This window comes from Arthrobacter sp. Marseille-P9274 (genome assembly GCF_946892675.1).
Lineage (GTDB): Bacteria > Actinomycetota > Actinomycetes > Actinomycetales > Micrococcaceae > Crystallibacter.
On sequence record NZ_CAMPOV010000001.1, the window covers coordinates 479,300 to 504,141 of the forward strand.

The 24,842-nt window shown below is 67.5% G+C and carries 24 protein-coding genes; 5 read left to right on the forward strand and 19 right to left on the reverse strand.

The features are described from left to right. Window positions 1-4: 4 nt before the first annotated feature. The 10 genes from OC550_RS02165 to OC550_RS02210 form a co-directional block, all read right to left on the reverse strand. Window positions 5-1,156, reverse strand: coding sequence for an adenosine deaminase (locus tag OC550_RS02165; protein ID WP_262103661.1), 1,152 nt, complete (start codon window positions 1,154-1,156; stop codon window positions 5-7). A gap of 53 nt (window positions 1,157-1,209) precedes the next feature. Then, the gene (locus tag OC550_RS02170) at window positions 1,210-1,917 is read right to left on the reverse strand and encodes a DedA family protein (RefSeq protein WP_262103662.1); all 708 of its coding nucleotides are present in this window, start codon (window positions 1,915-1,917) and stop codon (window positions 1,210-1,212) included. 92 nt (window positions 1,918-2,009) lie between these two features. Continuing rightward, window positions 2,010-3,296: a thymidine phosphorylase gene (locus OC550_RS02175; RefSeq protein WP_262103663.1), complete on the reverse strand. Its 1,287-nt coding sequence runs from the start codon at window positions 3,294-3,296 to the stop codon at window positions 2,010-2,012. 16 nt (window positions 3,297-3,312) lie between these two features. Beyond that, a complete protein-coding gene (locus tag OC550_RS02180; RefSeq protein ID WP_262103664.1) occupies window positions 3,313-3,732 on the reverse strand; it encodes a cytidine deaminase in 420 nt (139 codons plus the stop codon). Window positions 3,733-3,745: 13 nt separating this feature from the next. Then, window positions 3,746-5,032 carry an ABC transporter permease gene (locus OC550_RS02185; RefSeq protein WP_262103665.1) on the reverse strand — a complete coding sequence of 429 codons (1,287 nt, stop codon included), beginning with the start codon at window positions 5,030-5,032 and terminating at the stop codon, window positions 3,746-3,748. Further along, window positions 5,029-6,414, reverse strand: coding sequence for an ABC transporter permease (locus OC550_RS02190; RefSeq protein ID WP_262103666.1), 1,386 nt, complete (start codon window positions 6,412-6,414; stop codon window positions 5,029-5,031). Before OC550_RS02190 ends, OC550_RS02185 begins: the two co-directional genes overlap by 4 nt. Beyond that, window positions 6,411-7,970 (reverse strand): ABC transporter ATP-binding protein, encoded by a 1,560-nt coding sequence (locus tag OC550_RS02195; RefSeq protein ID WP_262103667.1) that lies wholly within the window; start codon window positions 7,968-7,970, stop codon window positions 6,411-6,413. Before OC550_RS02195 ends, OC550_RS02190 begins: the two co-directional genes overlap by 4 nt. Before the next feature lie 182 nt (window positions 7,971-8,152). After that, window positions 8,153-9,250 (reverse strand): BMP family protein, encoded by a 1,098-nt coding sequence (locus tag OC550_RS02200; RefSeq protein ID WP_262103668.1) that lies wholly within the window; start codon window positions 9,248-9,250, stop codon window positions 8,153-8,155. Between the two features lie 170 nt (window positions 9,251-9,420). Further along, window positions 9,421-10,596 carry an amidohydrolase gene (locus OC550_RS02205; RefSeq protein ID WP_262106228.1) on the reverse strand — a complete coding sequence of 392 codons (1,176 nt, stop codon included), beginning with the start codon at window positions 10,594-10,596 and terminating at the stop codon, window positions 9,421-9,423. Between the two features lie 119 nt (window positions 10,597-10,715). After that, window positions 10,716-11,861: a mannose-1-phosphate guanylyltransferase gene (locus OC550_RS02210; RefSeq protein ID WP_262103669.1), complete on the reverse strand. Its 1,146-nt coding sequence runs from the start codon at window positions 11,859-11,861 to the stop codon at window positions 10,716-10,718. A 331-nt stretch (window positions 11,862-12,192) separates the two neighbouring features. Between OC550_RS02210 and sdhC the strand changes: the two genes are divergently transcribed. The 5 genes from sdhC (at window position 12,193) to OC550_RS02235 (ending at window position 16,577) form a co-directional block, all read left to right on the forward strand. Then, window positions 12,193-12,576: a succinate dehydrogenase, cytochrome b556 subunit gene (gene sdhC, locus OC550_RS02215; protein WP_262103670.1), complete on the forward strand. Its 384-nt coding sequence runs from the start codon at window positions 12,193-12,195 to the stop codon at window positions 12,574-12,576. A gap of 2 nt (window positions 12,577-12,578) precedes the next feature. Beyond that, the gene (locus OC550_RS02220) at window positions 12,579-13,049 is read left to right on the forward strand and encodes a succinate dehydrogenase hydrophobic membrane anchor subunit (RefSeq protein WP_262103671.1); all 471 of its coding nucleotides are present in this window, start codon (window positions 12,579-12,581) and stop codon (window positions 13,047-13,049) included. 78 nt (window positions 13,050-13,127) lie between these two features. Beyond that, the gene (sdhA, locus tag OC550_RS02225; protein ID WP_262103672.1) at window positions 13,128-14,915 is read left to right on the forward strand and encodes a succinate dehydrogenase flavoprotein subunit; all 1,788 of its coding nucleotides are present in this window, start codon (window positions 13,128-13,130) and stop codon (window positions 14,913-14,915) included. Beyond that, entirely contained in the window at window positions 14,915-15,697 is a 783-nt protein-coding gene (locus OC550_RS02230; protein ID WP_262103673.1) for a succinate dehydrogenase iron-sulfur subunit, read from the forward strand. Before sdhA ends, OC550_RS02230 begins: the two co-directional genes overlap by 1 nt. 112 nt (window positions 15,698-15,809) lie before the next feature. After that, window positions 15,810-16,577, forward strand: coding sequence for a S9 family peptidase (locus OC550_RS02235; protein WP_262103674.1), 768 nt, complete (start codon window positions 15,810-15,812; stop codon window positions 16,575-16,577). Window positions 16,578-16,583: 6 nt separating this feature from the next. On the opposite strand, the gene OC550_RS02240 is transcribed toward OC550_RS02235, so the two are convergent. From OC550_RS02240 to OC550_RS02280, 9 genes are all read right to left on the reverse strand, one after another. Next, on the reverse strand, window positions 16,584-17,711 hold the full coding sequence (locus tag OC550_RS02240; protein ID WP_262103675.1) for a YihY/virulence factor BrkB family protein: 1,128 nt from the start codon (window positions 17,709-17,711) through the stop codon (window positions 16,584-16,586). After that, complete coding sequence (locus OC550_RS02245) at window positions 17,680-18,294, reverse strand: 2'-5' RNA ligase family protein (RefSeq protein WP_262103676.1); 615 nt, start codon at window positions 18,292-18,294, stop codon at window positions 17,680-17,682. Before OC550_RS02245 ends, OC550_RS02240 begins: the two co-directional genes overlap by 32 nt. A gap of 2 nt (window positions 18,295-18,296) precedes the next feature. Continuing rightward, complete coding sequence (gene trpS / locus OC550_RS02250; RefSeq protein ID WP_262103677.1) at window positions 18,297-19,385, reverse strand: tryptophan--tRNA ligase; 1,089 nt, start codon at window positions 19,383-19,385, stop codon at window positions 18,297-18,299. Between the two features lie 7 nt (window positions 19,386-19,392). After that, window positions 19,393-20,214, reverse strand: a complete 822-nt coding sequence (locus OC550_RS02255) for an exodeoxyribonuclease III (protein ID WP_262106229.1) — start codon at window positions 20,212-20,214, stop codon at window positions 19,393-19,395. 86 nt (window positions 20,215-20,300) lie between these two features. Continuing rightward, window positions 20,301-20,828 carry a hypothetical protein gene (locus tag OC550_RS02260; protein ID WP_262103678.1) on the reverse strand — a complete coding sequence of 176 codons (528 nt, stop codon included), beginning with the start codon at window positions 20,826-20,828 and terminating at the stop codon, window positions 20,301-20,303. Between the two features lie 87 nt (window positions 20,829-20,915). After that, window positions 20,916-21,962: an LLM class flavin-dependent oxidoreductase gene (locus tag OC550_RS02265; RefSeq protein WP_262103679.1), complete on the reverse strand. Its 1,047-nt coding sequence runs from the start codon at window positions 21,960-21,962 to the stop codon at window positions 20,916-20,918. A gap of 65 nt (window positions 21,963-22,027) precedes the next feature. Next, the gene (locus OC550_RS02270; protein ID WP_262103680.1) at window positions 22,028-22,885 is read right to left on the reverse strand and encodes an ABC transporter permease; all 858 of its coding nucleotides are present in this window, start codon (window positions 22,883-22,885) and stop codon (window positions 22,028-22,030) included. After that, on the reverse strand, window positions 22,882-23,778 hold the full coding sequence (locus tag OC550_RS02275; protein WP_262103681.1) for an ABC transporter permease: 897 nt from the start codon (window positions 23,776-23,778) through the stop codon (window positions 22,882-22,884). Before OC550_RS02275 ends, OC550_RS02270 begins: the two co-directional genes overlap by 4 nt. After that, window positions 23,771-24,724, reverse strand: a complete 954-nt coding sequence (locus OC550_RS02280) for an ABC transporter ATP-binding protein (RefSeq protein ID WP_262103682.1) — start codon at window positions 24,722-24,724, stop codon at window positions 23,771-23,773. The genes OC550_RS02275 and OC550_RS02280 overlap by 8 nt, the downstream gene beginning before the upstream one ends. Window positions 24,725-24,842 lie beyond the last annotated feature (118 nt).

The following is a 24,842-nucleotide window of genomic DNA, read 5'->3' on the forward strand; positions in this document are numbered from 1 at the left end:
GGCGTCAGCCCTGGGCCGCACGGAATCCCTCGGCGATGTACTCGACCAGCGCCTCGCGCTCCTCCAGCGGCAGGAACGCGGACTCCGCGGCGTTGAGCGTCAGCTGGAGGAGGTCGTCGAGGTCGTAGTCGAACGTCTCCACGAGCAGCTCGTACTCGTCCGACAGGCTCACGCCGCTCATCAGCCGGTTGTCCGGATTGATGGTGACCTTGAAGCCGGTCTGGTACAGCAGATCGAACGGATGGCTCTCGATTCCCTCGCCGAACACCGAGATGGCGCCGGTCTGCAGGTTCGACGACGGGCTGCACTCGAGCGGGATGCCCCGGTCGCGGACCCACGCCGCCACGCGTCCGAGGGTGACCAGGCCGACCTCGGCCTCGTCCTCGGGACCGTTGTCGCCGGAGAAGTCGATCTGGATGTCCTCGGCGATCCGGACGCCGTGGCCGAGGCGCAGCGCGCGGCCGCTGACCAGCGCGTCGACGATGCTGTCCAGCCCGGCGGCTTCGCCGGCGTGGACGGTGACCGGGAACTGGTTCTCGGCCAGGTAGGTGAAGGCGTCCTTGAAGCGGTAGGGCGGGAAGCCGTCCTCGGCCCCGGCGATGTCGAAGCCCACCGCGCCCTTGTCGCGGTGCCGGACCGCCAGCTCGGCGATTTCCTGGCCGCGGTCCGCGTGGCGCATGGCGGTGATCAGCTGGCCCACCTGGATCGGCCGGCCGGTCGCTTCCACGGCCGCAACGCCGGCTTCCAGCCCGGACTGCACGGCCTCGACGGCCTCGTCCAGCGTGAGCCCCTTGGCCAGGTGCTGCTCCGGCGCCCAGCGCACCTCGCCGTACACCACGCCGTCGTCCGCGAGGTCCTCCACGAACTCCTTGGCGACCCGGAACAGGCCCTCCTTCGTCTGCATGACGGCCACGGTGTGGTCGAACGTCTCGAGGTAGCGCTCCAGCGACCCCGAATCAGCCGACTCGAGGAACCACTCGCCCAGCGCCACCGGGTCCGTCGACGGCAGTTGGTGCCCGGCTTCGGCGGCCAGTTCGATGATGGTGGCCGGCCGCAGCCCGCCGTCCAGGTGGTCGTGCAGCGAGACCTTGGGCAGGCTGCGGATGTCGATATCGACGTCGGAGGCAGGTTCGGCAGAGAAGTTAGGCTCAGTCACAGGCACCACCATACGCGACGGCCCCGGCCCGGGAACCTCCCTGCGGCAAGCGGCTACGCCGCGGAGGCATCCTCGCGGGTGTCCCCGGGCAGGTCGCTCGCCTGGCCGCCGCGTTCCGCCGCGGCGGCTTCGGCCGCCCGCCGGGCCTTGCGGGCACGATGGCGGTAGGCCAGTTTCAGTCCATGGTCCACCAGCAAGCCAAGCAGCAAGGCGAGCACGATGGCGATGCCGGCGGCGACGAGGCTGTGGTCATGGAACCACTGGCCGGCCAGCGCGCCGATGGCGACCGAATAGGCGGACCAGGAGATGCCGGCGATGACGCTGAAGAAGACGAATTTGCGCTGGTCGAACCCGGTGGCTCCCGCCGTCATGTTGACGGCGACGCGGCCGACCGGGATGTAGCGGGCGCTGAGGATCAGCAGCGCGCCGCGGCGGTCCAGCTCCTTGCGGGCCCAGGCGAAGGCCGACATCACGCGCGGCCGATGCATCCAGCGGAAGCCCCGGGTGCCGACCTTGCGGCCGATCAGGAAGGCGACGTTGTCTCCCGCAATGGCACCCGCGGCGGCCACCAATGCGACGAGCCAGAGGATCGGGGCGCCGGAGGACACCGCCAGCGCCGCGAGGGCGACAACCACGGATTCGCTCGGGATCGGGGGAAAGAAGCCGTCGACGAAGCAGCAGACGAGGAGCACCGGATAGACCCACCACTGGGCCGCCGCATCGATGATGAAGACGTTGAGCGCGTCCATAAAAGCCTGCACGAGAAAGTCCTATCCGCTGGTCGGTAATACCAACGGTTTCACATCTGAATTAGTGCCGCCATCGGGTGTCGCCCTGATCCGGACCTGAGGTTTCAGGAGATCCGGTCGATGATCAGCTGCTGGGCCGGCCGGTCCCCCTCGGGAGCGATCAGGACGGCTTCCGCCAGGGCCTCGCGGGCGCGGTCGAACTTTTCCGGGGTGTCGGTCAGCAGGGTCATGAGCGGCTCGCCGGCGCGGACGACGGCGCCCGGCTTGGCGTGCAGGCGGACTCCTGCGCCCGCCTGGACCGGGTGCTCCTTGCGGGCCCGGCCGGCTCCCAGCCGCCAGGCGGCGACGCCAACGGAGAGGGCGTCCAGTTCCAGCAGCACCCCGTCCGCCGGGGCATAAACGACGTCGGAGTGCTTCGCCTCGGGCAGCTTGGCCTTCGGGTCTCCGCCCTGCGCGGCGATCATAGCATTCCAGGCATCCATGGCGCGCCCGTCCTTCAGCGCGGCGGCCGGATCCGCGTCGGAAACCCCGGCGGCCTGGAGCATCTCCTCGGCGAGCCGTACGGTCAGCTCCACGACGTCCTCGGGCCCGCCGCCGGCCAGCACTTCCACGGCTTCCTCGACTTCGATCGCGTTGCCGGCGGTCAGGCCGAGCGGGGTGGCCATGTTGGTCAGGAGGGCGACGGTAGTGACCCCGGCGTCCTGGCCCAGCGCGACCATGGTCTCGGCCAGCTCGCGGGCGCTGTCCTCGTCCTTCATGAAAGCACCGGAGCCGACCTTGACGTCCAGCACGAGCGCCCCGGTGCCCTCGGCGATCTTCTTGCTCATGATCGACGAGGCGATCAGCGGGATTGCTTCCACGGTGCCGGTGACGTCGCGCAGCGCGTAGAGCTTCTTGTCCGCCGGAGCGAGCCCGGCCCCGGCGGCGCAGATGACCGCCCCGACGTCCGCCAGCTGGGCCATCAGCTCATCGTTGGTCAGGTCGGCGCGCCAGCCGGGGATGGACTCCAGCTTGTCCAGCGTGCCGCCGGTGTGTCCGAGTCCGCGGCCGGAGAGCTGCGGGACGGCGACGCCGAAAACCGCGACGAGCGGGGCCAGCGGCAGCGTGATCTTGTCCCCCACCCCGCCGGTGGAATGCTTGTCCGCCGTCGCCTTGCCGAGCGAGGAGAAGTCCATCCGCTCCCCGGAGGCGATCATCGCCGTCGTCCACCGCGAGATCTCCGCCCGGTCCATCCCGTTGAGCAGGATGGCCATGTTCAGCGCGGACATCTGCTCGTCCGCGATGACGCCGCGCGTGTAGGCGTCGATGGTCCAGTCGATCTGCTCCGCGGTGAGCGTGCCCTTGTCCCGCTTGATCCGGATGATGTCGACGGCGTCGAAGTTCTCGGTCATTGGCTCTGGCTCCTTCTCAGGTGAGGTTCTCTGGTCCGAACGCGTCCGGCAGCACTTCGTCCATGGTCCGCACGCCGGACACGGTCAGCAGCACCATGCCGGGGGCGCGGAATTCGTACAGCAGCTGGCGGCAGCGGCCGCACGGCATCAGCACGTTGCCTTCGCCGTCGACGCAGCTGAAGGCCGCCAGCCGGCCGCCGCCGGTCATGTGCAGCTGGCTGACCAGCGAGCACTCCGCGCACAGTGTGAGGCCGTAGGAGGCGTTTTCGATGTTGCAGCCGGAGACGATGCGGCCGTCCTCGGTCAGCGCGGCAGCCCCGACCGGGTACTTCGAGTAGGGCACGTAGGCCCGGGCCATGGCCGCCCGCGCCGCGTGCAGCAACGCGTCCCAGTCGACGTCCGGCCCTGTGTTGCGGCCGGTATTGACGGTGTCCATACAGCTCCCTCTGTCAGCCCTTGATGTACGGGATGCCGCTCGCGGCCGGCGCCCGGGATCTGCCCACCAGCCCGGCTACGGCAAAGATTGTCACCACGTACGGCAGCATCGCCAGGAACTCGTTCGGCACCGGGGTGCCCAGGAAGCTGAGCACGTACTGCAGGTTGGTGGCGAAGCCGAACAGCAGCGCCGCGAAGAACGCGCCGATCGGATTCCAGCGGCCGAAGATCAGCGCGGCCAGGGCGATGTACCCCTGGCCCGCGGTCATGTCCCGGCCGAAGCCCGAGACGGAGACCAGGGTGAAGAAGGATCCGCCGATGCCCGCCACCACACCGGCCAGCAGCACGTTGGTGAAGCGCATCCGGTTGACCTGGACCCCAAGTGTGTCCGCAGCCTTGGGATGCTCCCCCACGGCGCGGGTGCGCAGGCCCCACTTGGTGTAGAACAGCCCCACGTAGATCACTGCCACGGCTACGTACATCAGGTAGCCGACGATGGTCTGGCGGAACAGGATCGGGCCGATGACCGGGATCTCGGACAGGAACGGGATCGGCAGCACCGGCAGCCGCGGCGGCGAATTCCAGGTCTCCGCATCGGCACTGAGCACCGTGGAGAACAGGAAGCCGGTCAAGCCCGAGACCAGCACGTTCAGGACCACGCCGACGATCACCTGGTTGACGATGTAGTTGATGCTGAACACCGCCAGCACCAGCGAGACCAGCACCCCGGCCACGGCGGCCGCCAGCAGGCCAACCACGGCGCTGCCGGAGAGCGAGCCGGCCACGGCCGCCGCGAACGCGCCGAACAGCAGCTGGCCTTCGATCGCGATGTTCACCACCCCGGAGCGTTCGCACAGCACGCCGGAGAGCGAACCGAAAATCAGCGGCACCGCCAGCGTGACGGAACCGGCCAGCAAGCCGTACAGGGCCACGTTCGGTGTAGTGGCGCTGCCGACCACCCAGGTCAGGAAGCCCACCACGAAGAGCACCGCAAAGACCGCCACCAGCCAGCCGGGTACCCGCCGGCCGGCCCGGACTTCGAGGATGGAAAGCACCGCGGCGGCAAGCATCAGCAGGGCGCAGATCCAGCCCGTCACCGGCGCGGACAGCACCAGGTCAGGCAGCACCACGGCGTCCGAGGGGTCGGACAGCCGGAAGGTCACCGAGTTGGCAGGGGCGCCCAGGGCGAAGACCACTAGGGCGACGATGGCCAGCACGGACAGAATGATGGGCGTCTTCCAGTTGCGCACGGTGCTTCTGGTAGCGGCCTGGTCCGAAACGGTTGCTGTCGTCGTGCTCATACCGCACCTCCGGTCGCTGCGGGGGAACCGGTTTTTCCGGATTTTCCGGTCTTGGCCGGGCGCACCTCGCCGGGCTCCGGCAGGTGGAAAAGGGACCTGATCAGCGGCGGGGCGGCGATGAACAGGACGATCAGCGACTGCACCACCAGGACGATGTCGATGCTGGTGCCGGTGTTGGTCTGCATGGTGACGCCTCCGGCGCGGAAGGCGCCAAACAGCAGGGCGGCAACGAAGGTGCCCCACGGCGTCGAACGTCCCAGCAGCGCGACGGTGATCGCATCGAAACCGAAGCTGGCGGCCACCCCCGCGGTGAGCACGCCTTCTGTGCCGGCCACCTGCGCAACGCCGGCCAGCCCGGCCAGCCCGCCGGCGACCAGCATGACCACCACGTAGCTCTTCGTGACGCCAATGCCGGCGGTACGCGCCGCCATCGGATTCGCCCCGACGGCGCGCAGCTCGAAGCCGATGGTGGACCGGTTGAGCAGCCACCAGGCGAAGACCGTGGCCAGCACCGCCACCACGAAGCCCCAGTGCAGCCGGAAGGCGTCGCCGAACAGCGGCGGGTACAGCGCCGTGTCATCGAGCTGGGGACTGATCGGGTTGGATGAGCCAGGCCGCTGGAAGCCCGGGGTAGTGAGCAGGTATCCCACCAGGTAGATCGCAATGTAATTGAGCATGATCGTCACGATCACCTCGTGCGCACCCGTCCTGGCCTTGAGCAGGCCCACCAGGCTGCCCCACAGGGCACCGCCGAAAATTCCGGCCAGGATCACCAGCAGCAGGTGCAGCCCCACCGGCAGATGCCAGGTGAAACCGACCCACGCGGCCAGCGTGGCCCCGATGATGATCTGGCCCTGGGCGCCGATGTTGAACAGCCCGGCGCGGAAGGCCAGCGTCACGCCAAGACCCGCGCAGATCAGGGGTGTGGCCACCGTCAGCGTCTGGGTCAGCGGGTAGATCATCCGGGCGAAGGTCTCGCCTTCGAAATTGAAGACGGCGCCTTGGAACAGTGCGGCATACGCCTGGGACGCGGCGGTCCAGGCCGCCCCCAGCATGTCCCCCGGCCGGGCAAAGAAGTACGAGGAGGCGGCAGCTACCTGCTCATCCGTCAGGGCGATCAGCACGCCGCCGACGATGAGCGACAGCAGGACGGCCAGGACGGCGACCATCGTCTCGCTGGCCAGGATCCGCTGCAGCAGCGGCTCGGTTCCGGCCCGCTCCGGGTACAGCTGGCCGCTCTGCGCCGAGGGCGGCACGGCCGTCGGCGCCATCCGGCCGTCGTCGGTCTCCACTGCGGCCTCTAGCCGTTGTTCCTCCGCTATCGCCTCGGATCTGGCCTCGGCTCCTGCCGACCTGCCGTCGTCCGGCCTGTGCGTGCTCATTTGTCTCCTCCCGCACTATCCGTCCCTGCCGAATCGGCCCGGGCCGCTTCGGCGTCCTCCGCCGACATGCCGGCCATCATCAGGCCCAGCGTGTCCCGCGAGGTGTTCCCGGGCACGATGCCCATCAGCCGGCCCCGGTAGAGGACCGCGATGCGGTCCGCCAGGTCCAGCACTTCGTCCAGTTCGGTAGAGACGATCATCACCGGCGTGCCGCCGTCCCGCTCGGCCACGATCCGCCGGTGCAGGAACTCGATGGAACCGACGTCCACCCCGCGCGTGGGCTGAGAGGCAATGAACAGCTTCAGCGGCCGGGACAGTTCGCGGGCCATGACGACCTTCTGCTGGTTGCCGCCGGACAGGGTGCCGGCCGCAGCGGCCGCGGACTGCGTGCGCACATCGAATTCGGCAATGCGCTGCGCGGCGTTCTCCGCCACCCGGGCCGGATTCATGGCCAGGCCCCTGGCGAAGGGAGCCTGGTCGTAGCGGTTCAGGATCATGTTCTCGGCTACCGAGAACGCGCCCACCAGGCCCTCGACGCTGCGGTCCTCGGGCACGAAGCCCACCCCGGCGTTGATGATGTCCTTGACCTTCCGGCCCACCAGTTCCTCGCCGTCGAGCGTGATGGAGCCGGCCACGTGCTCCTTCAGCCCGAGGATGGCTTCGGTCAGTTCGGTCTGGCCGTTGCCTTGGACACCGGCGACGGCGAGGATCTCGCCTCGGGCGATCTGCAGCGTGACGCCGTCCACCGCACGTTGGCCGTTGGCGGCGGTGACGGTCAGGTTATCGATCCGGAAGGTGACCTCGCCGGGCTGTGCCGGGGCCTTCTGAAGGGCCAGGCTTACCGAGCGCCCCACCATCAGGGAGGCCAGCTCGGTCGCCGGCGCGTCCGGATCAGCATCGCCGACGACCTTGCCGCGGCGGATCACGGTGATGATGTCGGACACGGCCTTCACCTCGCGCAGCTTATGCGAGATGAACACAATGGCCTTGCCGTCCGCCTTCAGCTGGCCCATGATGGCCAGCAGTTCGTCCGTCTCCTTCGGCGTCAGCACCGCCGTCGGCTCGTCCAGGATCAGCACCTCGGCGTCCCGGACCAGCGCCTTGATGATCTCGGCCCGCTGCTGGACGCCGACCGGCAGGTCCTCGACCAGCGCGTCCGGATCCACATCGAACCCATACTCGTCCGAGATCCTGCGGATCTTCGCCCGGGTTTCGTCCAGATTAAGCAGGCCGCCGGCCTTGGTCGCCTCGTTGCCCAAGGCGATATTCTCCGCGACGGTAAAAACCGGAACCAGCATGAAGTGCTGGTGCACCATCCCGATCCCGGCCGCCATCGCGTCCCCGGGACCGCCGAAGGAAACCGGCGTGCCGTCGACGAGGATCTGGCCCTCCGTCGGCTGGTACAGGCCGTAGAGCACATTCATTAGCGTGGATTTGCCGGCCCCGTTCTCGCCCAGCAGGGTGTGGACCTTGCCGGGCTCGACCACGAGGTCGATGTGGTCGTTGGCGACCAAAGTACCGAATTTCTTGGTGATTCCCTTAAGTTCGAGCTTCACAACTCCAACCCACCTATCCTGAACATGTCACGGCCGCCGGGGCCGGGTGCTGACCGGCCCCGGGCGGCGGTCCGATCCGGATCTGGCTACAGCCTAACCCGGTGCCTGGACAGAACGAACCGCCGCCCCCGGCGCGGCATGACCGCGTTGGAGGCGGCGGTTCGGTCCTGGTCCGGGCCTGCCTACTTGGGGCTGGCCGCGGACTCGACCTTGATCTTGCCGGCGATAATGTCCGCCTTGATCGTGTCCAGCTCGCTCTTCAGCTCCGCCGGAACGTTCTTGTCCTGATCGTGGAACGGGGCCAGTGCCACGCCGCCGTTGTCCAGGGTCCCGACGTACGGGGTGTTGTCGAAATTGCCTTCCAGGTCCGTCTTGACCACGTCCTCGACCGCCTGGCCCATCAGCTTCATCACGGAAGTCAGGATGTATTCTTCGGCCTTACCGGCAGTCTCGTAACCGTCCGAGTCCACCCAGACGACCTTGGCGTCCTTCTTGCCGCCGGCGTTGGCCTCCGTCACGGCGTCAAGGGTGCCCAGGCCCACGGGGCCGGCCACCGGCATGATCACGTCGGCACCTTCGTTGATGAAGTTCTGGGTGTTGGTCTTGCCCTTGCCCTGGTCTTCGAAGTTGCCCACGAAGGTACCGTTCTGCGCGGCCTTGTCCCAGCCGAGCAGCTCGACCTTCTTGTTCTTCTGTTCGTTGTAGTACTTCACGCCGTCGGCAAAACCGTCCATGAAAATCGTGACGGTGGGGATCTCGGCGCCGCCGTAGGTGGCGACCTTGCCGGTCTTGCTGGTGCCGGCAGCCAGGTAGCCGGCCAGGAACGCCGCCTGCGCGGTGTCGTAGACAATCGGCTTGACGTTGTCGGTGAACTCGGGGTCCGAATAGTCCACGATGGCGAAGTGGCTGTCCGGATTGTCCTTGGCCGCGTCCTTCGTGGCATCGCCCAGCAGGAAGCCCACGGTCAGGGTCAGGTCGCAGCCGGCCTGGATCATGCTGTCCAGGTTCGGCACGAAGTCGGTTTCGGCCTTGGATTCGGCTTCCTTGGTTTCGATACCCAGATCCTGCTTGGCATTCATCAGGCCCTCATGGCTGGACTGGTTGAACGAGCGGTCGTCGAAACCGCCCTGGTCCGAGACAATGCAGCCCAGGTAGTCCGAGGCACCGGCTGCAGCCGACCCGCTGGGCGCATTCTCGGCCGGCGGCGCGCCGCAGCCGGCAAGGACGAGTGCGGCAGACGCGAGCACCGCGGCGGAGAGGCCGGTGCCACGCTTGGTCATGCGCAGTGATTTCTTCAATGTTCCTCCAGGAAAGATGCGATGCTCCGTGCCCGTGGTCCGCGGGCGGCGGCTACAGCCACCCTAGTGGGCGGGGCGGGCGAGTGTAACGAATCCATCCCGATGGCCCGACATTGTTGAAAACTTGTTACTTTTCGGTAGCTGCCGGGCGGTCAGAATTGCTTGCCGTGGCAGGCCAGCACCGCGGCGGCGGCCATCACCCGGACGCCGACGCCGATGGCGTGCTCGTCCGGGGTGTAGTCCCCGCGGTGCAGATCGAACGTCTCGCCGCCGGGCGTCCTCGTGCCCAGCCGCATCATGGCCCCGGGCACCATCTGCGTCATCCACGCGAAGTCCTCGCCGCCCATGGACTGCGGCGTCAGCGTCACCGCGCCGCCGCCGAGTTCGAGCCGCGCGGCCGCTTCGATCAGGCCCGTCTCGCGCTCGGTGTTGACCACGGGAGGGACGCCGCGGATGTGTTCGAGCTTGACCTCGACGCCGAACGGCGCGGCCACCTGCTGGACCACCTCGTCGAGCAGTTCGCCGGCGGCGTGCCAGGCGTCGCCATCCAGGCAGCGCATGGTGCCGGCCATGAAGCCGTGGGCGGGGATGGCGTTCGGGGCGGCACCGGCGCGGATCTGGCCCCAGACCACGGACACGGCGCTGCGCACGTCGATCCGCCGGCTGAGGACGCCGGGCACATTGACGGCAATCTCCGCCAGCGCGAACACGAGGTCTTCGGTCAGGTGCGGCCTGGAAGTGTGGCCGCCGCGGCCGGCGAGTTCGATCCGGATAGTGTCGGACGCGGAGGTGATGGCGCCGATCCGCGTGCCCACCTGTCCGACGTCGACACGCGGATCACAGTGCAGCGCCAGAATCCGGGGAATCTCCTCGAGCACGCCCTGCTCGATCACGGCCAGGGCGCCGCCGGGCATCGTTTCTTCGGCCGGCTGGAAGATGACCCTGACGCGCCCGCCAAGCTGGCCCTCCTCGTTGAGCTTGCACAGCACCAGCGCCACGCCGAGCATGACGGTGGTGTGGATGTCGTGGCCGCACGCGTGGCTGATGCCCTGGTTCACCGAGGCATACTCCAGCCCGGTCTCTTCCATGATGGGCAGCGCGTCGATGTCCGCGCGCAGGCCGATCGCGATCGGCCCCTCGCCGATATCCACGTACAGCCCGGTGCCCTCCAGCGGCACCGGGTCGAGCCCGGCCGCGCGCAGGCGCTCCAGCAGCTTGGCCGTCGTCTTGAATTCCTTATGCGAGAGCTCCGGGTGCTGGTGCAGATCACGCCGGAAGCGCCGCAAACCATCCACGAACGGTGCCGCCCACACGCCGATCCGAGGAATGCTGTCCGAGGTCTCCGTAATTGTCTGCACAGACAAACTGTACCGAGTGCCGTCGGACCGCGCCCTTCCCCCGCGCGGAAATCCTGCCCGGCGCTTACGGCCCGGCCGCGATGAGGGTCCTAGAGGACGTCGGTGTCGCCGCTGGCGCGGAGGTGTTCGACGGCCTTCTTGACCTGCTGGGCGTGTTCCTTGGTGGTCACCAGCAGCGCGTCCGGGGTATCGACGATCACGACGTCGTCGATACCGATCAGCGCGATCACGCGTTTGGTATCGGAGACCACGACGCCGGTGGCCTTGTCCGCGTAGACCCTCGCCCCGTCGCCGAGCACGGTCAGGTTGTTCGTCTCGGACGCCGCGTTCAGCCGCCCGATGGCGGCGAAGTCCCCGACGTCGTCCCAGGAGAACACGCCCGGGACCATCGCCACGTCGCCGGCCGCCGCGGCCGGCTCGGCCACCGCATAGTCGATCGCGGTCTTCGGCAGCCCCGGCCAGATCCGGCGCACCACCTCGCGCCGCTTCGGGGTGTCCCACGCCGCGGCGATTTCCATCAGCCCGGCGTAGAGCAGCGGCTCGTTCGTCTCCAGGTGCCTCAGCAGCAGGTCCACCGGCGCGACGAACATGCCCGCGTTCCAGTGGTACTCCCCGGACGCCAGGTACGCCTCCGCCATCTCCTGGTCCGGCTTCTCCACGAACTCCGCCACGCCCTCCGCCGTCGGCGCGGCCGCGATGCCCAGGCTGCCCGAGGTGCGGATGTACCCGAACCCGGTCGACGGATGCGTCGGCTTGATCCCGATCGTGACGATGTACCCTTCGGCCGCGGTATGCACCGCCGCCCGCACCGCGTCCTGGAACTGCTCCACCGGCGTGATCACCTGGTCCGCGGCGAACGAACCCATGATGATCTTCGGATCCCGCCGGTACAGGATCGCCGCGGCCAGCCCGATCGCCGCCGCCGAATCCTTCGGCTCCGACTCCAGCACCAGGTTCGTCTTGCCCAGCTCCGGCAGCTGCGCCATCACCGCCTTGCGGTGCAGCGCCCCGGTCACCACCATCGTCCGGCCGTCACACAACGGCCGCAGCCGCTCGTACGTCGCCCGGATCAGCGTGCTCCCCGAACCCGTCAGGTCATGCAGGAACTTCGGCGCCGCGGCCCGCGACAGCGGCCACAACCGGGTCCCCACCCCACCAGCCGGAATCACCCCGTAAAACCGGTCCAGCACATCGTCATCAGCCGGGTCCTGGCCCAGCGGCCTGTCAGTAGTCATCACTCCAAAGGTAAACCAGGCGTTGCCTTGGCGGGTCATTCCAAAGACTGATTTCACTGACGGCGGCATATGGTCCCGGCCCGGCAGGAGCCACGCCGCCGGCGGGAAATTAGCGCACAATTAAGTTACGTAAATCCCGCCGCCACCCCCGGCGCATCCCGCACCATTCCGCGCCGCTGCGGCGGAGGTGTTAAAAAGCTCACACCGCGAGTTCCCAAATTGAATAAGCTCTGAGCGAAGCCTAGATTAGATCTGACAAAGAGCACTCTCGCACTGGCGTAATTCTGCGTGGTCCACGCTGGCGCCGTTGCGATGCAGGGAGGTTAATTCAGTGTCGAAGACACCAGCAGGGACCCTCTACCGCGGCCGCGAAGGCATGTGGTCCTGGGTAGGACACCGCGTCACCGGCGTCGCAATATTTTTCTTTCTCTTGGTACACGTTCTGGACACCGCTCTGGTGCGCGTATCTCCTGAGGCATACAACGTCGTGATCGATACGTACAAGAACCCGATCATGGCTCTCCTGGAAGCCGGCCTCGTTGCCGCGATCGTCTTCCACGCTTTCAACGGCCTCCGCGTGATCCTCGTGGACTTCTGGAAGAAGGGCCCGAAGTACCAGGCCAAGCTGCTTTGGGGCGTTATCGGGCTGTGGGTCATCGTCATGGTTCCGTTCCTCATCCGTCACCTCACGCTCGCGTTCACCGGGGGTCACTAATCATGGCAGCACCAACTGAAATCCAGGCGCCCCGCTCGGGGCGCATCGCTCCCGAGTACAGCCGGCACGGCAGCAGCCGCGGCAACTTCGAGATGTTCGCGTGGCTGTTCATGCGCGTCTCCGGCCTCGTACTCGTGGTGCTCGTCTTCGGGCACCTGTTCGTCAACCTGATGGTCGGCGAGGGCGTCCACGCCATCGACTTCGGCTTCGTCGCCGGCAAGTGGGCCGACCCGTTCTGGCAGGTCTGGGACCTGGCCATGCTCTGGCTCGCCATGCTCCACGGCACCAACGGCGTCCGCACGATCATCAACGACTACGCGGAAAAGGACGGCACCCGCTTCTGGCTCAAGGCCGTGCTCTACGCGGCGACCGCCGTCATCATCGTCCTTGGAACCCTGGTGATCTTCACCTTCGATCCGTGCCCGCCGAACGCCGCAGCCGACTTGCTGCCGTCCTTCTGCCCGGCACCGTAAGGGCATGACGGGCGCTGCCAACCGCAGCGCCCGCTTCCTTGAGAAGAACCTTTAGTTTCAACAGAAAGAGCATCCAGTATGCAGGTCCATAAGTACGACGTCGTCATCGTCGGTGCCGGTGGCGCCGGTATGCGCGCAGCCATCGAATCCGGCCAACGCGCGCGAACCGCAGTACTGACCAAGCTGTACCCCACCCGCTCCCACACCGGTGCAGCACAGGGCGGCATGTGCGCCGCCCTGGCCAATGTCGAGGAAGACAACTGGGAGTGGCACACCTTCGACACCGTCAAGGGCGGTGACTACCTGGTTGACCAGGACGCAGCCGAGGTTATGGCCAAGGAGGCCATCGACGCTGTGCTGGACCTGGAGAAGATGGGCCTGCCGTTCAACCGCACCCCCGAAGGCAAGATCGACCAGCGCCGCTTCGGCGGACACACCCGCGACCACGGCAAGTCCCCGGTCCGCCGGGCCTGCTACGCCGCGGACCGCACCGGCCACATGATCCTGCAGACGCTGTACCAAAACTGCGTTAAGCACAACGTTGAGTTCTACAACGAGTACTACGTCCTCGACCTGCTGCTCGTGGAAGAAGACGCAACCCGCGCCGATGGCACACCCTACAAGCAGAAGCGCGTTGCCGGCGTCGTTAGCTACGACCTGGCCAGCGGCGAGATCCACGTCTTCCAGGCCAAGTCGGTCGTCTTCGCCTCCGGCGGCGTGGGCAAGGTCTTCAAGACCACCTCGAACGCCCACACCCTGACCGGCGACGGCATGGGCATCGCCTTCCGCCGCGGCCTGCCGCTGGAGGACATGGAATTCTTCCAGTTCCACCCGACCGGCCTCGCCGGACTGGGCATCCTGCTCTCCGAGGCCGCCCGCGGCGAAGGCGCGATCCTGCGCAACTCGGAAGGCGAACGGTTCATGGAGCGTTACGCGCCGACCATCAAGGACCTCGCGCCGCGCGACATCGTCGCCCGCTCGATGGCCAACGAGGTCCGCGAAGGCCGCGGCTGCGGCCCGAACAAGGACTACGTTCTGCTCGACCTGACCCACCTGGAGCCGGCGCACATTGACGCCAAGCTGCCGGACATCACCGAGTTCGCCCGTACCTACCTGGGCGTGGAGCCGTACACCGAGCCGGTGCCCGTGTTCCCGACCGCGCACTACGCCATGGGCGGCATCCCGACCAACATCAAGGCCGAGGTCCTGCAGGACAACGACACGGTTGTCCCGGGCCTCTACGCCGCCGGCGAGGTCGCCTGCGTCTCCGTCCACGGGTCCAACCGCCTGGGCACCAACTCGCTGCTGGACATCAATGTGTTCGGCAAGCGCGCCGGCATCGCTGCTGCCGAGTACGCCAAGTCGGCGGACTTCGTCGAGGTTCCGGAGGCTGCGGACCAGTTCACCATCGAACTGGTCGAGGGTGTCCGCGCCGCCGCCGGCACCGAGCGCGTGGCCCAGCTCCGCAAGGAACTGCAGGACACCATGGATGCCAACGTCCAGGTGTTCCGCACCGAAGAGACCCTGACCGAAACGCTGAACGTGATCGCCTCGCTGCGCGAGCGGTACAAGAACATCGGCGTGCAGGACAAGGGCAAGCGCTTCAACCTGGACCTGCTCGAGGCCGTCGAGCTCGGCTTCCTGCTGGACATGGCCCAGGTCATGACCGTCGCAGCGCTGCACCGCCAGGAGTCCCGCGGCGGCCACTTCCGGGAGGACTTCCCGGACCGTGACGACGCCAACTTCATGAAGCACTCGATGGCGTACAAGGACGAGATGGCCACATCGGAGTCCGTCGCCGGCATCCGCCTGGAGACCAAGCCCGTTGTCTTCACGCGCTACGAACCGATGGTGAGGAAGTACTAATGACCGCTGAAACTGTGGAACCTGCATCCAAGGTCGATCTCGCCCCCGGCGTCGGTGGCGGCGGAGAAATCCCCAGCTTCGACATCACGCTCAAGGTCCGCCGCTACGACCCGGAGGTCTCCGAGGAGGCACGCTGGGACGAGTTCAAGCTGACCATGTACGGCACGGACCGCGTGCTGGACGCCCTGCACAAGGTCAAGTGGGAGCATGACGGCTCGGTTTCCTTCCGCCGCTCCTGCGCCCACGGCGTCTGCGGCTCGGATGCCATGCGCATCAACGGCCGCAACCGCCTCGCCTGCAAGACGCTGCTGAAGGACCTGGACACGGACAAGCCGATCCTCGTCGAGCCGATCAAGGGCCTGCCGGTGGAGAAGGACCTGATCGTGGACATGGAGCCGTTCTTCCAGTCCTACCGCGAGATCATGCCGTTCCTGATCAACTCGGGCCACGAGCCGACGCGCGAACGCCTGCAGTCGGCCGAGGACCGTGAGCGCTTCGACGACACGACCAAGTGCATCCTGTGCGCGGCCTGCACCTCGTCCTGCCCGGTCTTCTGGACCGACGGCCAGTACTTCGGCCCTGCCGCGATTGTCAACGCACACCGCTTCATCTTCGATTCGCGCGACGATGCCGGCGACATGCGCCTGGAGATCCTCAACGACAAGGAAGGCGTGTGGCGCTGCCGCACCACCTTCAACTGCACCGAGGCCTGCCCTCGCGGCATCCAGGTGACCAAGGCCATCGCCGAGGTCAAGCAGGCGGTCCTGAACCGCAAGATCTGATCCGTCACGGATCGATGGACCGGTAAGGTCCGCTGACCAGCCAAGGTGCCGGCTCCACACGGGTCGGCACCTTGGGCTTTAACCCGCCGCCGGCCGGCGAAAGGATATCCCCATGACGAGCATCGAGTCCGTGAAGTTTCCTTCCGTCACCGGGGAGGTCCTCGCCGGAACCGTTGACATTCCCGACGGCGGGGCGAGGGCGTGGGCGGTCTTCTGCCACGGGTTCACGCTGGGCAAGAACAGCGCGGCCGCTGCCCGGACTTCCAAGGCCTTGGCGCGGCGCGGCATCGGCGTCCTGCGCTACGACGCAGTCGGGCTGGGCGGGTCCACCGGCGACTGGTCGCAGACCACCTTCACGACGAAGGTCCAGGACGTACAGCAGGCTGTCGGATTCATGGCGTCCTCGGGCCGGCCGGCTACTGTGCTGATCGGCCACTCGCTCGGAGGGACCGCAGTCCTGGGCGCTGCGCCGGCCCTGCCCGAGGTCAAGGCCGTGGTGACGGTTTCAGCGCCGTACCAGCCCATCCACGTGGCGCATCTGTTCGACGAGGCCATGGACGACGTCGAGCGGAAGGGAGTCGGGGAAGTCACTTTGGGCGGCAAACGGCTGCAGATCCGCAAGCAGCTGATCGAAGACCTCGAGCGGGCGGACCTCAGCGGCTGCATCCGCGAACTGGACCGCCCGCTGCTGGTCATGCACTCCCCCACCGATGAGACGGTAGGGATCGACAACGCCGGGGAAATCTTCCAGGCGGCGATGCATCCCAAGTCCTTCATCTCGCTGGACCGCTGCGACCACCTGCTCACGGAGCGGTGGCAGGCCGAACGGATCGCCGGGCTGGTCGCGGCCTGGGTCGATGGGTACCTGCCGGCTGGCTGAACCGGGTCAGGCGCCGGCGTGGGTGGCCCGCCGGCGGCGCGGCCGCGGACCCTGCCGGCCGTTCAGGCGCCTGGACTGCTGCCGTGCCGACCTGGCGCGCCGACGCACGTCCTTGCTGCTGACCGGCGAGTGCGCGTCAGCCATTCCCACCGCGCCCCAGGCCGCAGCGACCAGATAGACCTGGCTAAGGAAGAAGAACCAGACGAACAGGCCGAGGACAACCGCGAACGGCGCCAGCAGCGGATTCTTGGCCACGCCGTCGAGCAGCGCGGAGGCGAAGAACCGCAGGGCGGCGCTGCCCACCGCCACGATCAGCGCAGCCTGCCACATGACGGCCCGCTTCATCCGCAGTCCCGCGGCAAGCCGGAACAGCACCACCGCGACGGCCACGTCAAGCAGCAGCATCACCAGCACGCCGGTTACCAGGGCCAGCGGCGCTGCCATTGCGCCGACAAACTGCAGCCAATGGGCCACCGCGTCGAGCAGGCTGCCGGCGACGATGACCAGGATGGAGGTGAGCACCAGTGCCACGGCCAGCAACAGCAGCACGCCCAGGTCCTTGAGCTTGATCAGGAAATAGTTCCTGGTCAGCCGCGGCACCCCGAAAATGCCGCGCATGCCGTCACGCAGGCCGGCGATCCAGCCAAGCGAGGTCAGGAGGAGCGTGATGGTCGAGATCACCAGGGTGACGCTGAAGGTCGCGCCGTGCGAGAAGAGCTGCTCCGGGGTGACGAACCCGCCGCTGCCGGTGTCGATCAGACCCGGGACGGAATAGTTGATCACCGAGACAATGGCAGACTGCAGCCGCGGTGTGTTGGAAACGACCACGCCGAACACGGCGAAGCCGGCTACCAGCATGGCCGCCACCGAAAAGAACATGTTGTAGGCGCTGCCTGCGGCCATCAGCGGTCCGCGGCGCATCAGGTATAGGTTCCAGACCCGCAGCGGACGGGTTGCGTTGAACCAGGCCGTCGCGTAGCTGCCCAATACCACCAGCTGCCTGACGATCCCCGCTTCGCGCCGGGCCCGGCTGAACTCGCGCCGGCGGCGGAACACCTCGTTGCGCAGCTGCCCGCGCTTCAGCGGAAGCGGCTCCGGAGAGTCAGTCCCGGCCGCCTCCGGCACAGCCGGCACGCTCCGGCTCCGCGTCAAAGCTCAGCTCTTCCCGTAGGATCCACACGCCCGATTGGTCGTGCTCGTACAAGCCCATGCTACTGACCGTGAAAGACGAGGCATAGTCGGCCAACTTCGCTTCCGCGGCGTCCATCCCGGCCTGGCTGACGTCATGCGCCACGGTGAGGTGCGGGTGGAAGCTGAACTCCAGGTCCCGCTGCAGCGGACCGGACTGCAGTTTGCCGTGCAGGTCCACGCACTCGTCGAAGCCTTCCGCGATCCTCAGGAACACCACCGGGGACACCGGACGGAAGGTGCCGGTGCCGCGCAGGGTAATGCGGAACGGGGCCTGGCAGCGCGCGATCCGGCGCACGTGCCTGGCGGTCTCCTCCCAGTCCTGCACGGGCGTGGTCGTGACCAGCGTGATGTGCGGAGGAATCACCGCCGCGAGCGGGTCCCCGAAGGACGCCCGCCAGCTCTCCAGTTCCCCCGCCATCGGTTCGGGGACGGCGATGACCACCCCGACGCAGCCGGTCCGGGCACCCGGGCGGGCATCGCCGTCCTTGGCGACGGTAGCGTTGGACTGCAGGTGCTGCCCGCACATTGCTAGCGCCTGGCTCCCGCGGGAAGGAAACCGACCTTGTCGTAGACATCCGCCAGAGTGGAAGACGCGATGGCGCGGGCCTTCTCGGCGCCGCGGGCCAGCAGCCGGTCCAGCTCGGCCGGATCGTCCAGGAGCTCCTGGGCCCGGGCCTGGATTGGCGCCAGCCGCTCCACCACCAGCTCGGCCAGGTCCACCTTGAGGTGTCCGTACATCTTGCCCTGGTAGTCCCCGACGATCGAATCGATGCTCTTGCCGCTCAGCGTCGAATAGATGGTCAGCAGGTTGGAGATGCCCGGCTTGGCCTCGCGGTCGAAGCGGATCTCCGTGCCGTCATCCGTGACCGCCGACTTGATCTTCTTCGCCGCGGCCTTCGGGTTGTCCAGGATGTTGATCAGGCCGGCCGGGGAATCCGCCGACTTGGACATCTTGGCGTTCGGGTTCTGCAGGTCGTAGATCTTGGCGCCCTCGGCCGGGATCACGGCCTCCGGCACTACGAACGTCTCGCCGTAGCGGTGGTTGAAGCGCTGGGCAAGGTTGCGGGCCAGCTCCAGGTGCTGCCGCTGGTCCTCTCCCACCGGCACACCGTAGGGACGGTAGAGCAGGATGTCAGCGGCCATCAGCACGGGGTAGGCGAACAGGCCGACGCTGGCGTTCTCCGAGCCCTGCTTGGCCGACTTGTCCTTGAACTGCGTCATCCGCGAGGCCTCGCCGAAGCCGGTGATGCAGTTGAGCACCCACGCCAGCTCGGCGTGCTCGGGCACGTGGGACTGGACGAACAGGGTGGACTTTTCGATGTCGATGCCGCCGGCGATGTACTGTGCCACCGTGACCCGGGTGCGCCGGGCGAGGTCCGCCGGGTCGTACTGCACCGTGATGGCGTGCATGTCCGGGACGAAGTAGATCGCCTCGTATTCGTCCTGCATGCTGACCCAGTTGACGAGCGCCCCCAGGTAGTTGCCCAGGTGCAGGGAATCCGCCGACGGTTGCATGCCGGAGAGCAGCCGCCGCCGCGTGGCCTGCGCGAGGCCGGAGGCGGTCGCCGGGCTGCCGCTCGTTTCGGGCTTTCCGCTGGTTTCGGTTGTGCTGGTCATCTCGTCCTTAGAACTGGTAGTCCACGACCACGGGGGCGTGGTCCGAGAAGCGGGCGTCATAGCTGGCGGCGCGGTCGACGACCGCGTGGGCGGCCAGCTCCGCGAGTTCGGGGGTGGCCAACTGGTAGTCGATGCGCCAGCCCGCGTCATTGTCAAAGGCCTGTCCGCGCCAGGACCACCAGGTGTAGGGCCCGGCCACGTCGCCGGCGAAGACGCGCTGGACGTCCCTCCAGCCGAACTCGTCCCCGAAGAACCGGTCGAAGTAGGCGCGCTCCTCGGGCAGGAACCCGGACCTCTTGACGTTGCCCTTCCAGTTCTTGATGTCCAGCGTGGTGTGTCCGACGTTCAGGTCGCCGACCACCAGCGCGTAGTCCTTGCCGTTCCGCAGGTCCGCCAAGCGGCCGGCCATGACATCGAGGAAGCGGTACTTGTCCAGCTGCTTGGGCGTGTCAGCCTCGCCGGAGTGCACGTAGGCGCTGACGACAGTGAGCAGCTTGGTGCCCCCGGCCTCCGGGACCTCGAAGTCCGCCTCGACCCAGCGGCCGGAGGTCAGGAAGTATTCGTCCCCGATATGGTCGCGGGTGGCGACCGGGGCGACGCGGGAGGCAATGGCGACGCCGGCGCGGCCCTTGGCTTCCGCCTCGGCATGGAGGATGTGCCAGCCGTCGCCGAGCAGGCTGCGGACGATTGCGTCCGGAGCGCGTACTTCCTGGAGGCAGAGGATGTCCACGTCCCGGTCCGCCAGCCAGTCCCCCATGCCGCGCTTGTAGGCGGCGCGGATGCCGTTGACGTTGACCGTGGCCACCCTCAGCCGGTGCCCCGCGGACATGGCTGCTGCCACTGCCGAGCCGGTGGAATCCTCAATGACGCTTTCGGGTGCCAAACTCACTCGACTACCTTACCCAAGCGCGCAGCTCAGTTGATAACCGTGCCTGTGACGGGACCCTCGCCGTCGTTGTTCTTGATCATGCCGCGCCCGTTGTGCGCGGTGATCTCGATGGTCTCGATCGCGCGGTCCACCATGCCCTGGTCCTTGCCCAGGTGATCCCGGATCACCTTCGCCTGCACCTGCACGATCTTGAAGCTGTGGTCCAGCTTCTCGTCGCGCACCGAGTTGGCGCGGGCCACATGCTCCTCCACCAGCGTGGTTGTACCGGGCGCGGCGGCAGCCTGCTGCGCGGCGAAGCCGGCCTGCGCGGTGGCGAACTTCTCCTTAGCCTTCCTGGTGGCGCCGCGGACGCTGAAGACCACGAACGCGGCCAGCACCAGCCAGCCGAGGGCGACGATGGCCACGATCCAGCCGATCACATCGTTCTGGTTGGCCGCGAACACCACGGCGAAGAGGAACACCAGCACCATCACGGCGATGCCGATGTTTCCGGCCTTGAAGGGGACGGCCCGGCTGGCGGACGTATTCGGGGATGAGCTGCCCAAGGATTGCATGCGCCTATTCTCTCAAATCGGGGCCCCCAACGCGGCCGGCTTCCACCGCAGGCGAACGGCCCGCGGCCGCTGCCCGCTCATCGGCCGTCAGGCCGCCGGAGTCCAGCCCAGATGCGGGGCGATGTGCGTGGTGATCAGTTCCAGCGTCCGGCGGTGCAGTTCCAGCGAAGCGAGCGACGGCAGCGTGGCCGTCAGGTGGGTCGCCTCGGCCAGGGCTTCGTCCTTGAGCAGCGCCTCCACGATGGCCTCCGGATCGCCGTGGTAGGCCGGACTGAAGCGCATCTTCGCGCCGTTTTTGGGCCTCCCCTCGTCATCCATCCGGTCCGAGTAGAACCGCAGCCAGCCCTGCAGCTCCTCGCCGTCGCGCTTGTCGAGGTACGGCATCATGATGCGCGAGACGCTGACCTGTGGCGTGCGCTTCGGCTGCCCTTCGGCGAACGCCTTCCGGTAGGCGCGGATCTGTTCCGCCTGCCGGACTTCGAACGGCTGCCCGGTCTCCTCCGTATTGAGAGTGGACACCTGCAGGTCGAATCCCTGCCGGGCGGAACGCTCGGCCGTGGCCAAGCTGCCGGCGCCGTACCAGAGCCGGCCCATCAGTTCAGGGGCCGGCGGGGTCAGCGTCAGCTCGGTCCCGGCCGGCAGCGTGGAGAACTGTTCCTGCGGCACGGCCAGCACGTCGCCGCGCAGGGCCGCCAGCAACTGATCCAGCCGGCGCCGGACCTCGTCGCGGAAGTCCAGCCCGCTCGCGCCAAAGACCTCCTCGAGCACCGGCGCCTGGTAACCGCTGCTCAGCCCCAGTTCGAAGCGGCCGCCGCTGAGCAAGTCCAGGTTCGCCGCGTCCTCGGCCAGCCGGACCGGGTCCTCGTAGCGAATGGGAACGACGGCGGTGCCAAGCCTGAGGCGGCGGGTGTGCTGGGATACTGCGGTCAGGAAGAGCAGAGGCGAGGACAGGAACGGTTCGAAATGCCGGTTGCGGACCCAGCCGGCGTCGTATCCGAGGTCCTCGGCGTGGCGGAACAGGTCGATTCCAGCCTGGAGCGCCGCCGCGGCGTCAGCCCTGTTGGTGCGCCCGCCGGTGTTGTGGACAAAGCTGAGGAAGCCCAGTTCAAGCCGATTCCCGTTGGTTGTTGACACGTCCCAAGGATAGCGGTCCCGGGGCGGCCGCCGCCGGACGAGGCGGCGGGCCACGTCCCGCCGCGCTACTTCAGGAACAGCGTGCGCAGCCGGCCGGTGGTCAGCACCAGCCCGAGTCCGATCATGACCACGTAGTACAGGACGTGGATGCCGGTGGCCGAGGTGAACGCGCCGGCGCTGATCTGGCGCAGCAGTTCCACGCCGTGCCAGAGCGGCATCGCCTGGACCAGCCACTGGATCGGTTCCGGGTAGACGCTGAGCGGGTAGAACGTGGCGGAGAACAGGAACATCGGCAGCATCAAGAAGTTGATCCAGTCCATCTGCTGGAACGTCTTCATGAAGCTGGTGATGCCCATCCCGAACGAGGCGAAGCCGAAGGCGATCAGCACCGAGGCCGGGATCATTAGCAGCGCCCACGGCGTGGTGAGCAGGCCCATCATGCCCATCACTGCGGTGAAGCCGGTGGAATAGAGCGCGCCGCGCAGCAGGGCCAGCGTGATTTCGCCCAGCGCGACGTCCAGCGGCCCCAGCGAGGTATTCAGCATGCCCTGGTAGAGCCTGGCGAAGTTGAGCTTGAAGAACACGTTCCAGGTCGAGTCGTACACCGCGCCGTTCATCGCGGAGACGGCCAGCAGCGCCGGCGCGATGTAGGCGATGTAGCTGATCTCGGTGCCGCCGGGGCCCTCCACGGTTCCCACCAGCGAGCCGAGCCCGATCCCCATGGCAATCAGGTACAGCACCGGTTCGACGAAGCCGCTGGCCATGACCGCCCAGTTGCTCCCCCAGGTCGCCTTCAGTCCGCGTCCGACGACGGCACGGACGTTTCCGGAGTAGAGGGAGCCGAGGGGGCGGCGCGGGGCGCCCAGCCGTAGCCCGCCGGTCGGGGACGGTGCCGGTCCGGCCTGGTCATTGCGGAGGGTCATTGGCCCAGCCTCCTGGAGTAGTTGCGCTTGGCCAGGACCCAGCCGGCCGCCGCCAGGACTGCGAGGTAGAGCACGTGCACCGCGGTCAGCCACGCCGGTTCGGCATAGCCGTAGCTGAGCACCCGGCCAAGCTCGGTGGAGTGCCACAGCGGCGAGATCCAGCCGATCCACTGCACGGCCCATGGCATCGACGCGAGCGGGAAGAACGTGCCGGAGAACAGGAAGAGCGGCATGACGACGAAGCGCTGCACCATGGCGAACTGGCCCTTGTCCTCCACAATGCTGGAGGCGTATGCCATCAGCGGCAGCCCGAAGGCCATGCCGCCCAGTGCCGCGGTGAAGATCATCAGCCAGCCGGCGGGTTCCGGGACGGCGCCGAACAGCAGCAGGAACAGGTAGTAGAGCCCGGTCGTCAAGAGCAGCCGGAACAGCACGCCGAGGCTGTGCCCGTTGACCAGCTGCGCGCTGGAGAGCGGCGACGCGTTCGGGCCGTAGTAGGTCCGGCGCCACTTGAAGCCGGACATCACCGAGTAGGTGTTCTCCTCGGAGGCGACCATGATGCCGGCGGTCGCGAGCAATGCCGGCGCCACGAACACGAGGTAGGGCAGGCCGGCACCGCTGCCGCCGCCGAGGGAGGCGCCGGTGTTCGCGTCGATCAGCGTGGCCAGCCCGACGCCCATGGCGAAGAGGTACACCAGCGGCGTCCCGACGGCGGTCATCAGCACGGTCCAGCCGTAGCCGCGCATGGTGCGCAGCCAGTGCTCGGCGAAATACAGGGAGCCGAACCGCCGTGCCTTGGCGGCGGACTCTTCCGGGGTCAGCGGCACCCGCAGGGAAAGCAGCGGCGCCGTCGCGTCGGCTTCCCGGAGCGTCGGCCGCTGCGGCTCAGTCAACGAGGCTCCTGCCGGTCAGCCGGAGGAAGACGTCCTCCAGACTCGAGCGGCGCACCAGCGAGGTCACCGGATGAAGCCCCCGATAATGCACCTGCTCAAGGGCCGCTTCGCCGTCGTTCGCGTAAACCAGGACCCGGTCCGGCAGGGTCTCGAGCCGTTCGCCGATGCCCTCCAGCTGGCCCGCGACCGTGGAGTTGCGCTGCGATCCGAAGCGCAGCTCCAGCACCTCGCGCGTGGAGTACTCGTGGATCAGCGCCGCCGGCGAACCTTCCGCCATGATCCGTCCCTTATCGACGACGATCAGCCGGTCGCAGAGCTGCTCCGCCTCGTCCATGTAGTGCGTGGTGAGCACCAGCGTCACGCCCTGCTCCTTCAGCCGGAACAGCCGGTCCCAGAGGATGTGGCGGGCCTGCGGGTCCAGGCCGGTGGTCGGCTCGTCCAGCAGCAGGATCTTCGGCTCGTTGATGAGCGAGCGGGCGATGGTCAGCCGGCGCTTCATGCCGCCGGAAAGAGAGTCCACCCGCGCCTTCGCCTTGTCCGTCAGCTGCGCGAACTCCAGCAGCTCGTCCGCCTTGGGCCGCAGGTAGCTGTAGGGCAGGCCGAAGTACCGGCCGTAGACGATCAGGTTGTCGCGGACCCGGATCTCGTCATCCAGGTTGTCCTGTTGCGGCACCACGCCCAGATGGGCCCGCACCTCCGGCCCGTTCCGCTCCGGGTCCAGCCCCATGATGGACAGCCCGCCCGACGTGCGCTGCGAGACGCCGCCGATCATCCGCATGGTGGTGGACTTGCCGGCGCCGTTGGGCCCGAGCAGGCCGAAGGACTCCCCCGCCGGCACGTCGAAGGAGATGCCGTCGACCGCGGCGAAATCGCCGTACCTCTTGACGAGGTCGCGGGCCGAAATGACGGTCTTGGTCAGCTGTTTCGGGACTGTGGCGTGGGACACGCAACCAGCCTAGAACAGAGCCGCGATTGAGGAAAGCCAATCGATGCCCGGTTTGCTTGACTTATCCACTTTCACCAACAACACTGGCCGTATTCGAGCCCCTCGACGATGCGGGGCG

Bases quoted from the DNA above. Each gene is read 5' to 3' on its own strand.
- OC550_RS02230 (WP_262103673.1), top strand. From the start codon at position 14,915: ATGACCGCTGAAACTGTGGAACCTGCATCCAAGGTCGATCTCGCCCCC.
- sdhA (WP_262103672.1), top strand. From the start codon at position 13,128: ATGCAGGTCCATAAGTACGACGTCGTCATCGTCGGTGCCGGTGGCGCC.
- OC550_RS02235 (WP_262103674.1), top strand. From the start codon at position 15,810: ATGACGAGCATCGAGTCCGTGAAGTTTCCTTCCGTCACCGGGGAGGTC.
- OC550_RS02255 (WP_262106229.1), bottom strand. From the start codon at position 20,214: ATGTCCGCGGGGCACCGGCTGAGGGTGGCCACGGTCAACGTCAACGGC.
- OC550_RS02185 (WP_262103665.1), bottom strand. From the start codon at position 5,032: ATGAGCACGACGACAGCAACCGTTTCGGACCAGGCCGCTACCAGAAGC.
- OC550_RS02210 (WP_262103669.1), bottom strand. From the start codon at position 11,861: ATGACTACTGACAGGCCGCTGGGCCAGGACCCGGCTGATGACGATGTG.
- OC550_RS02200 (WP_262103668.1), bottom strand. From the start codon at position 9,250: ATGACCAAGCGTGGCACCGGCCTCTCCGCCGCGGTGCTCGCGTCTGCC.
- trpS (WP_262103677.1), bottom strand. From the start codon at position 19,385: ATGACCAGCACAACCGAAACCAGCGGAAAGCCCGAAACGAGCGGCAGC.
- OC550_RS02175 (WP_262103663.1), bottom strand. From the start codon at position 3,296: ATGACCGAGAACTTCGACGCCGTCGACATCATCCGGATCAAGCGGGAC.
- OC550_RS02180 (WP_262103664.1), bottom strand. From the start codon at position 3,732: ATGGACACCGTCAATACCGGCCGCAACACAGGGCCGGACGTCGACTGG.
- OC550_RS02245 (WP_262103676.1), bottom strand. From the start codon at position 18,294: ATGTGCGGGCAGCACCTGCAGTCCAACGCTACCGTCGCCAAGGACGGC.
- OC550_RS02260 (WP_262103678.1), bottom strand. From the start codon at position 20,828: ATGCAATCCTTGGGCAGCTCATCCCCGAATACGTCCGCCAGCCGGGCC.
- OC550_RS02190 (WP_262103666.1), bottom strand. From the start codon at position 6,414: ATGAGCACGCACAGGCCGGACGACGGCAGGTCGGCAGGAGCCGAGGCC.
- OC550_RS02220 (WP_262103671.1), top strand. From the start codon at position 12,579: ATGGCAGCACCAACTGAAATCCAGGCGCCCCGCTCGGGGCGCATCGCT.
- OC550_RS02270 (WP_262103680.1), bottom strand. From the start codon at position 22,885: ATGACCCTCCGCAATGACCAGGCCGGACCGGCACCGTCCCCGACCGGC.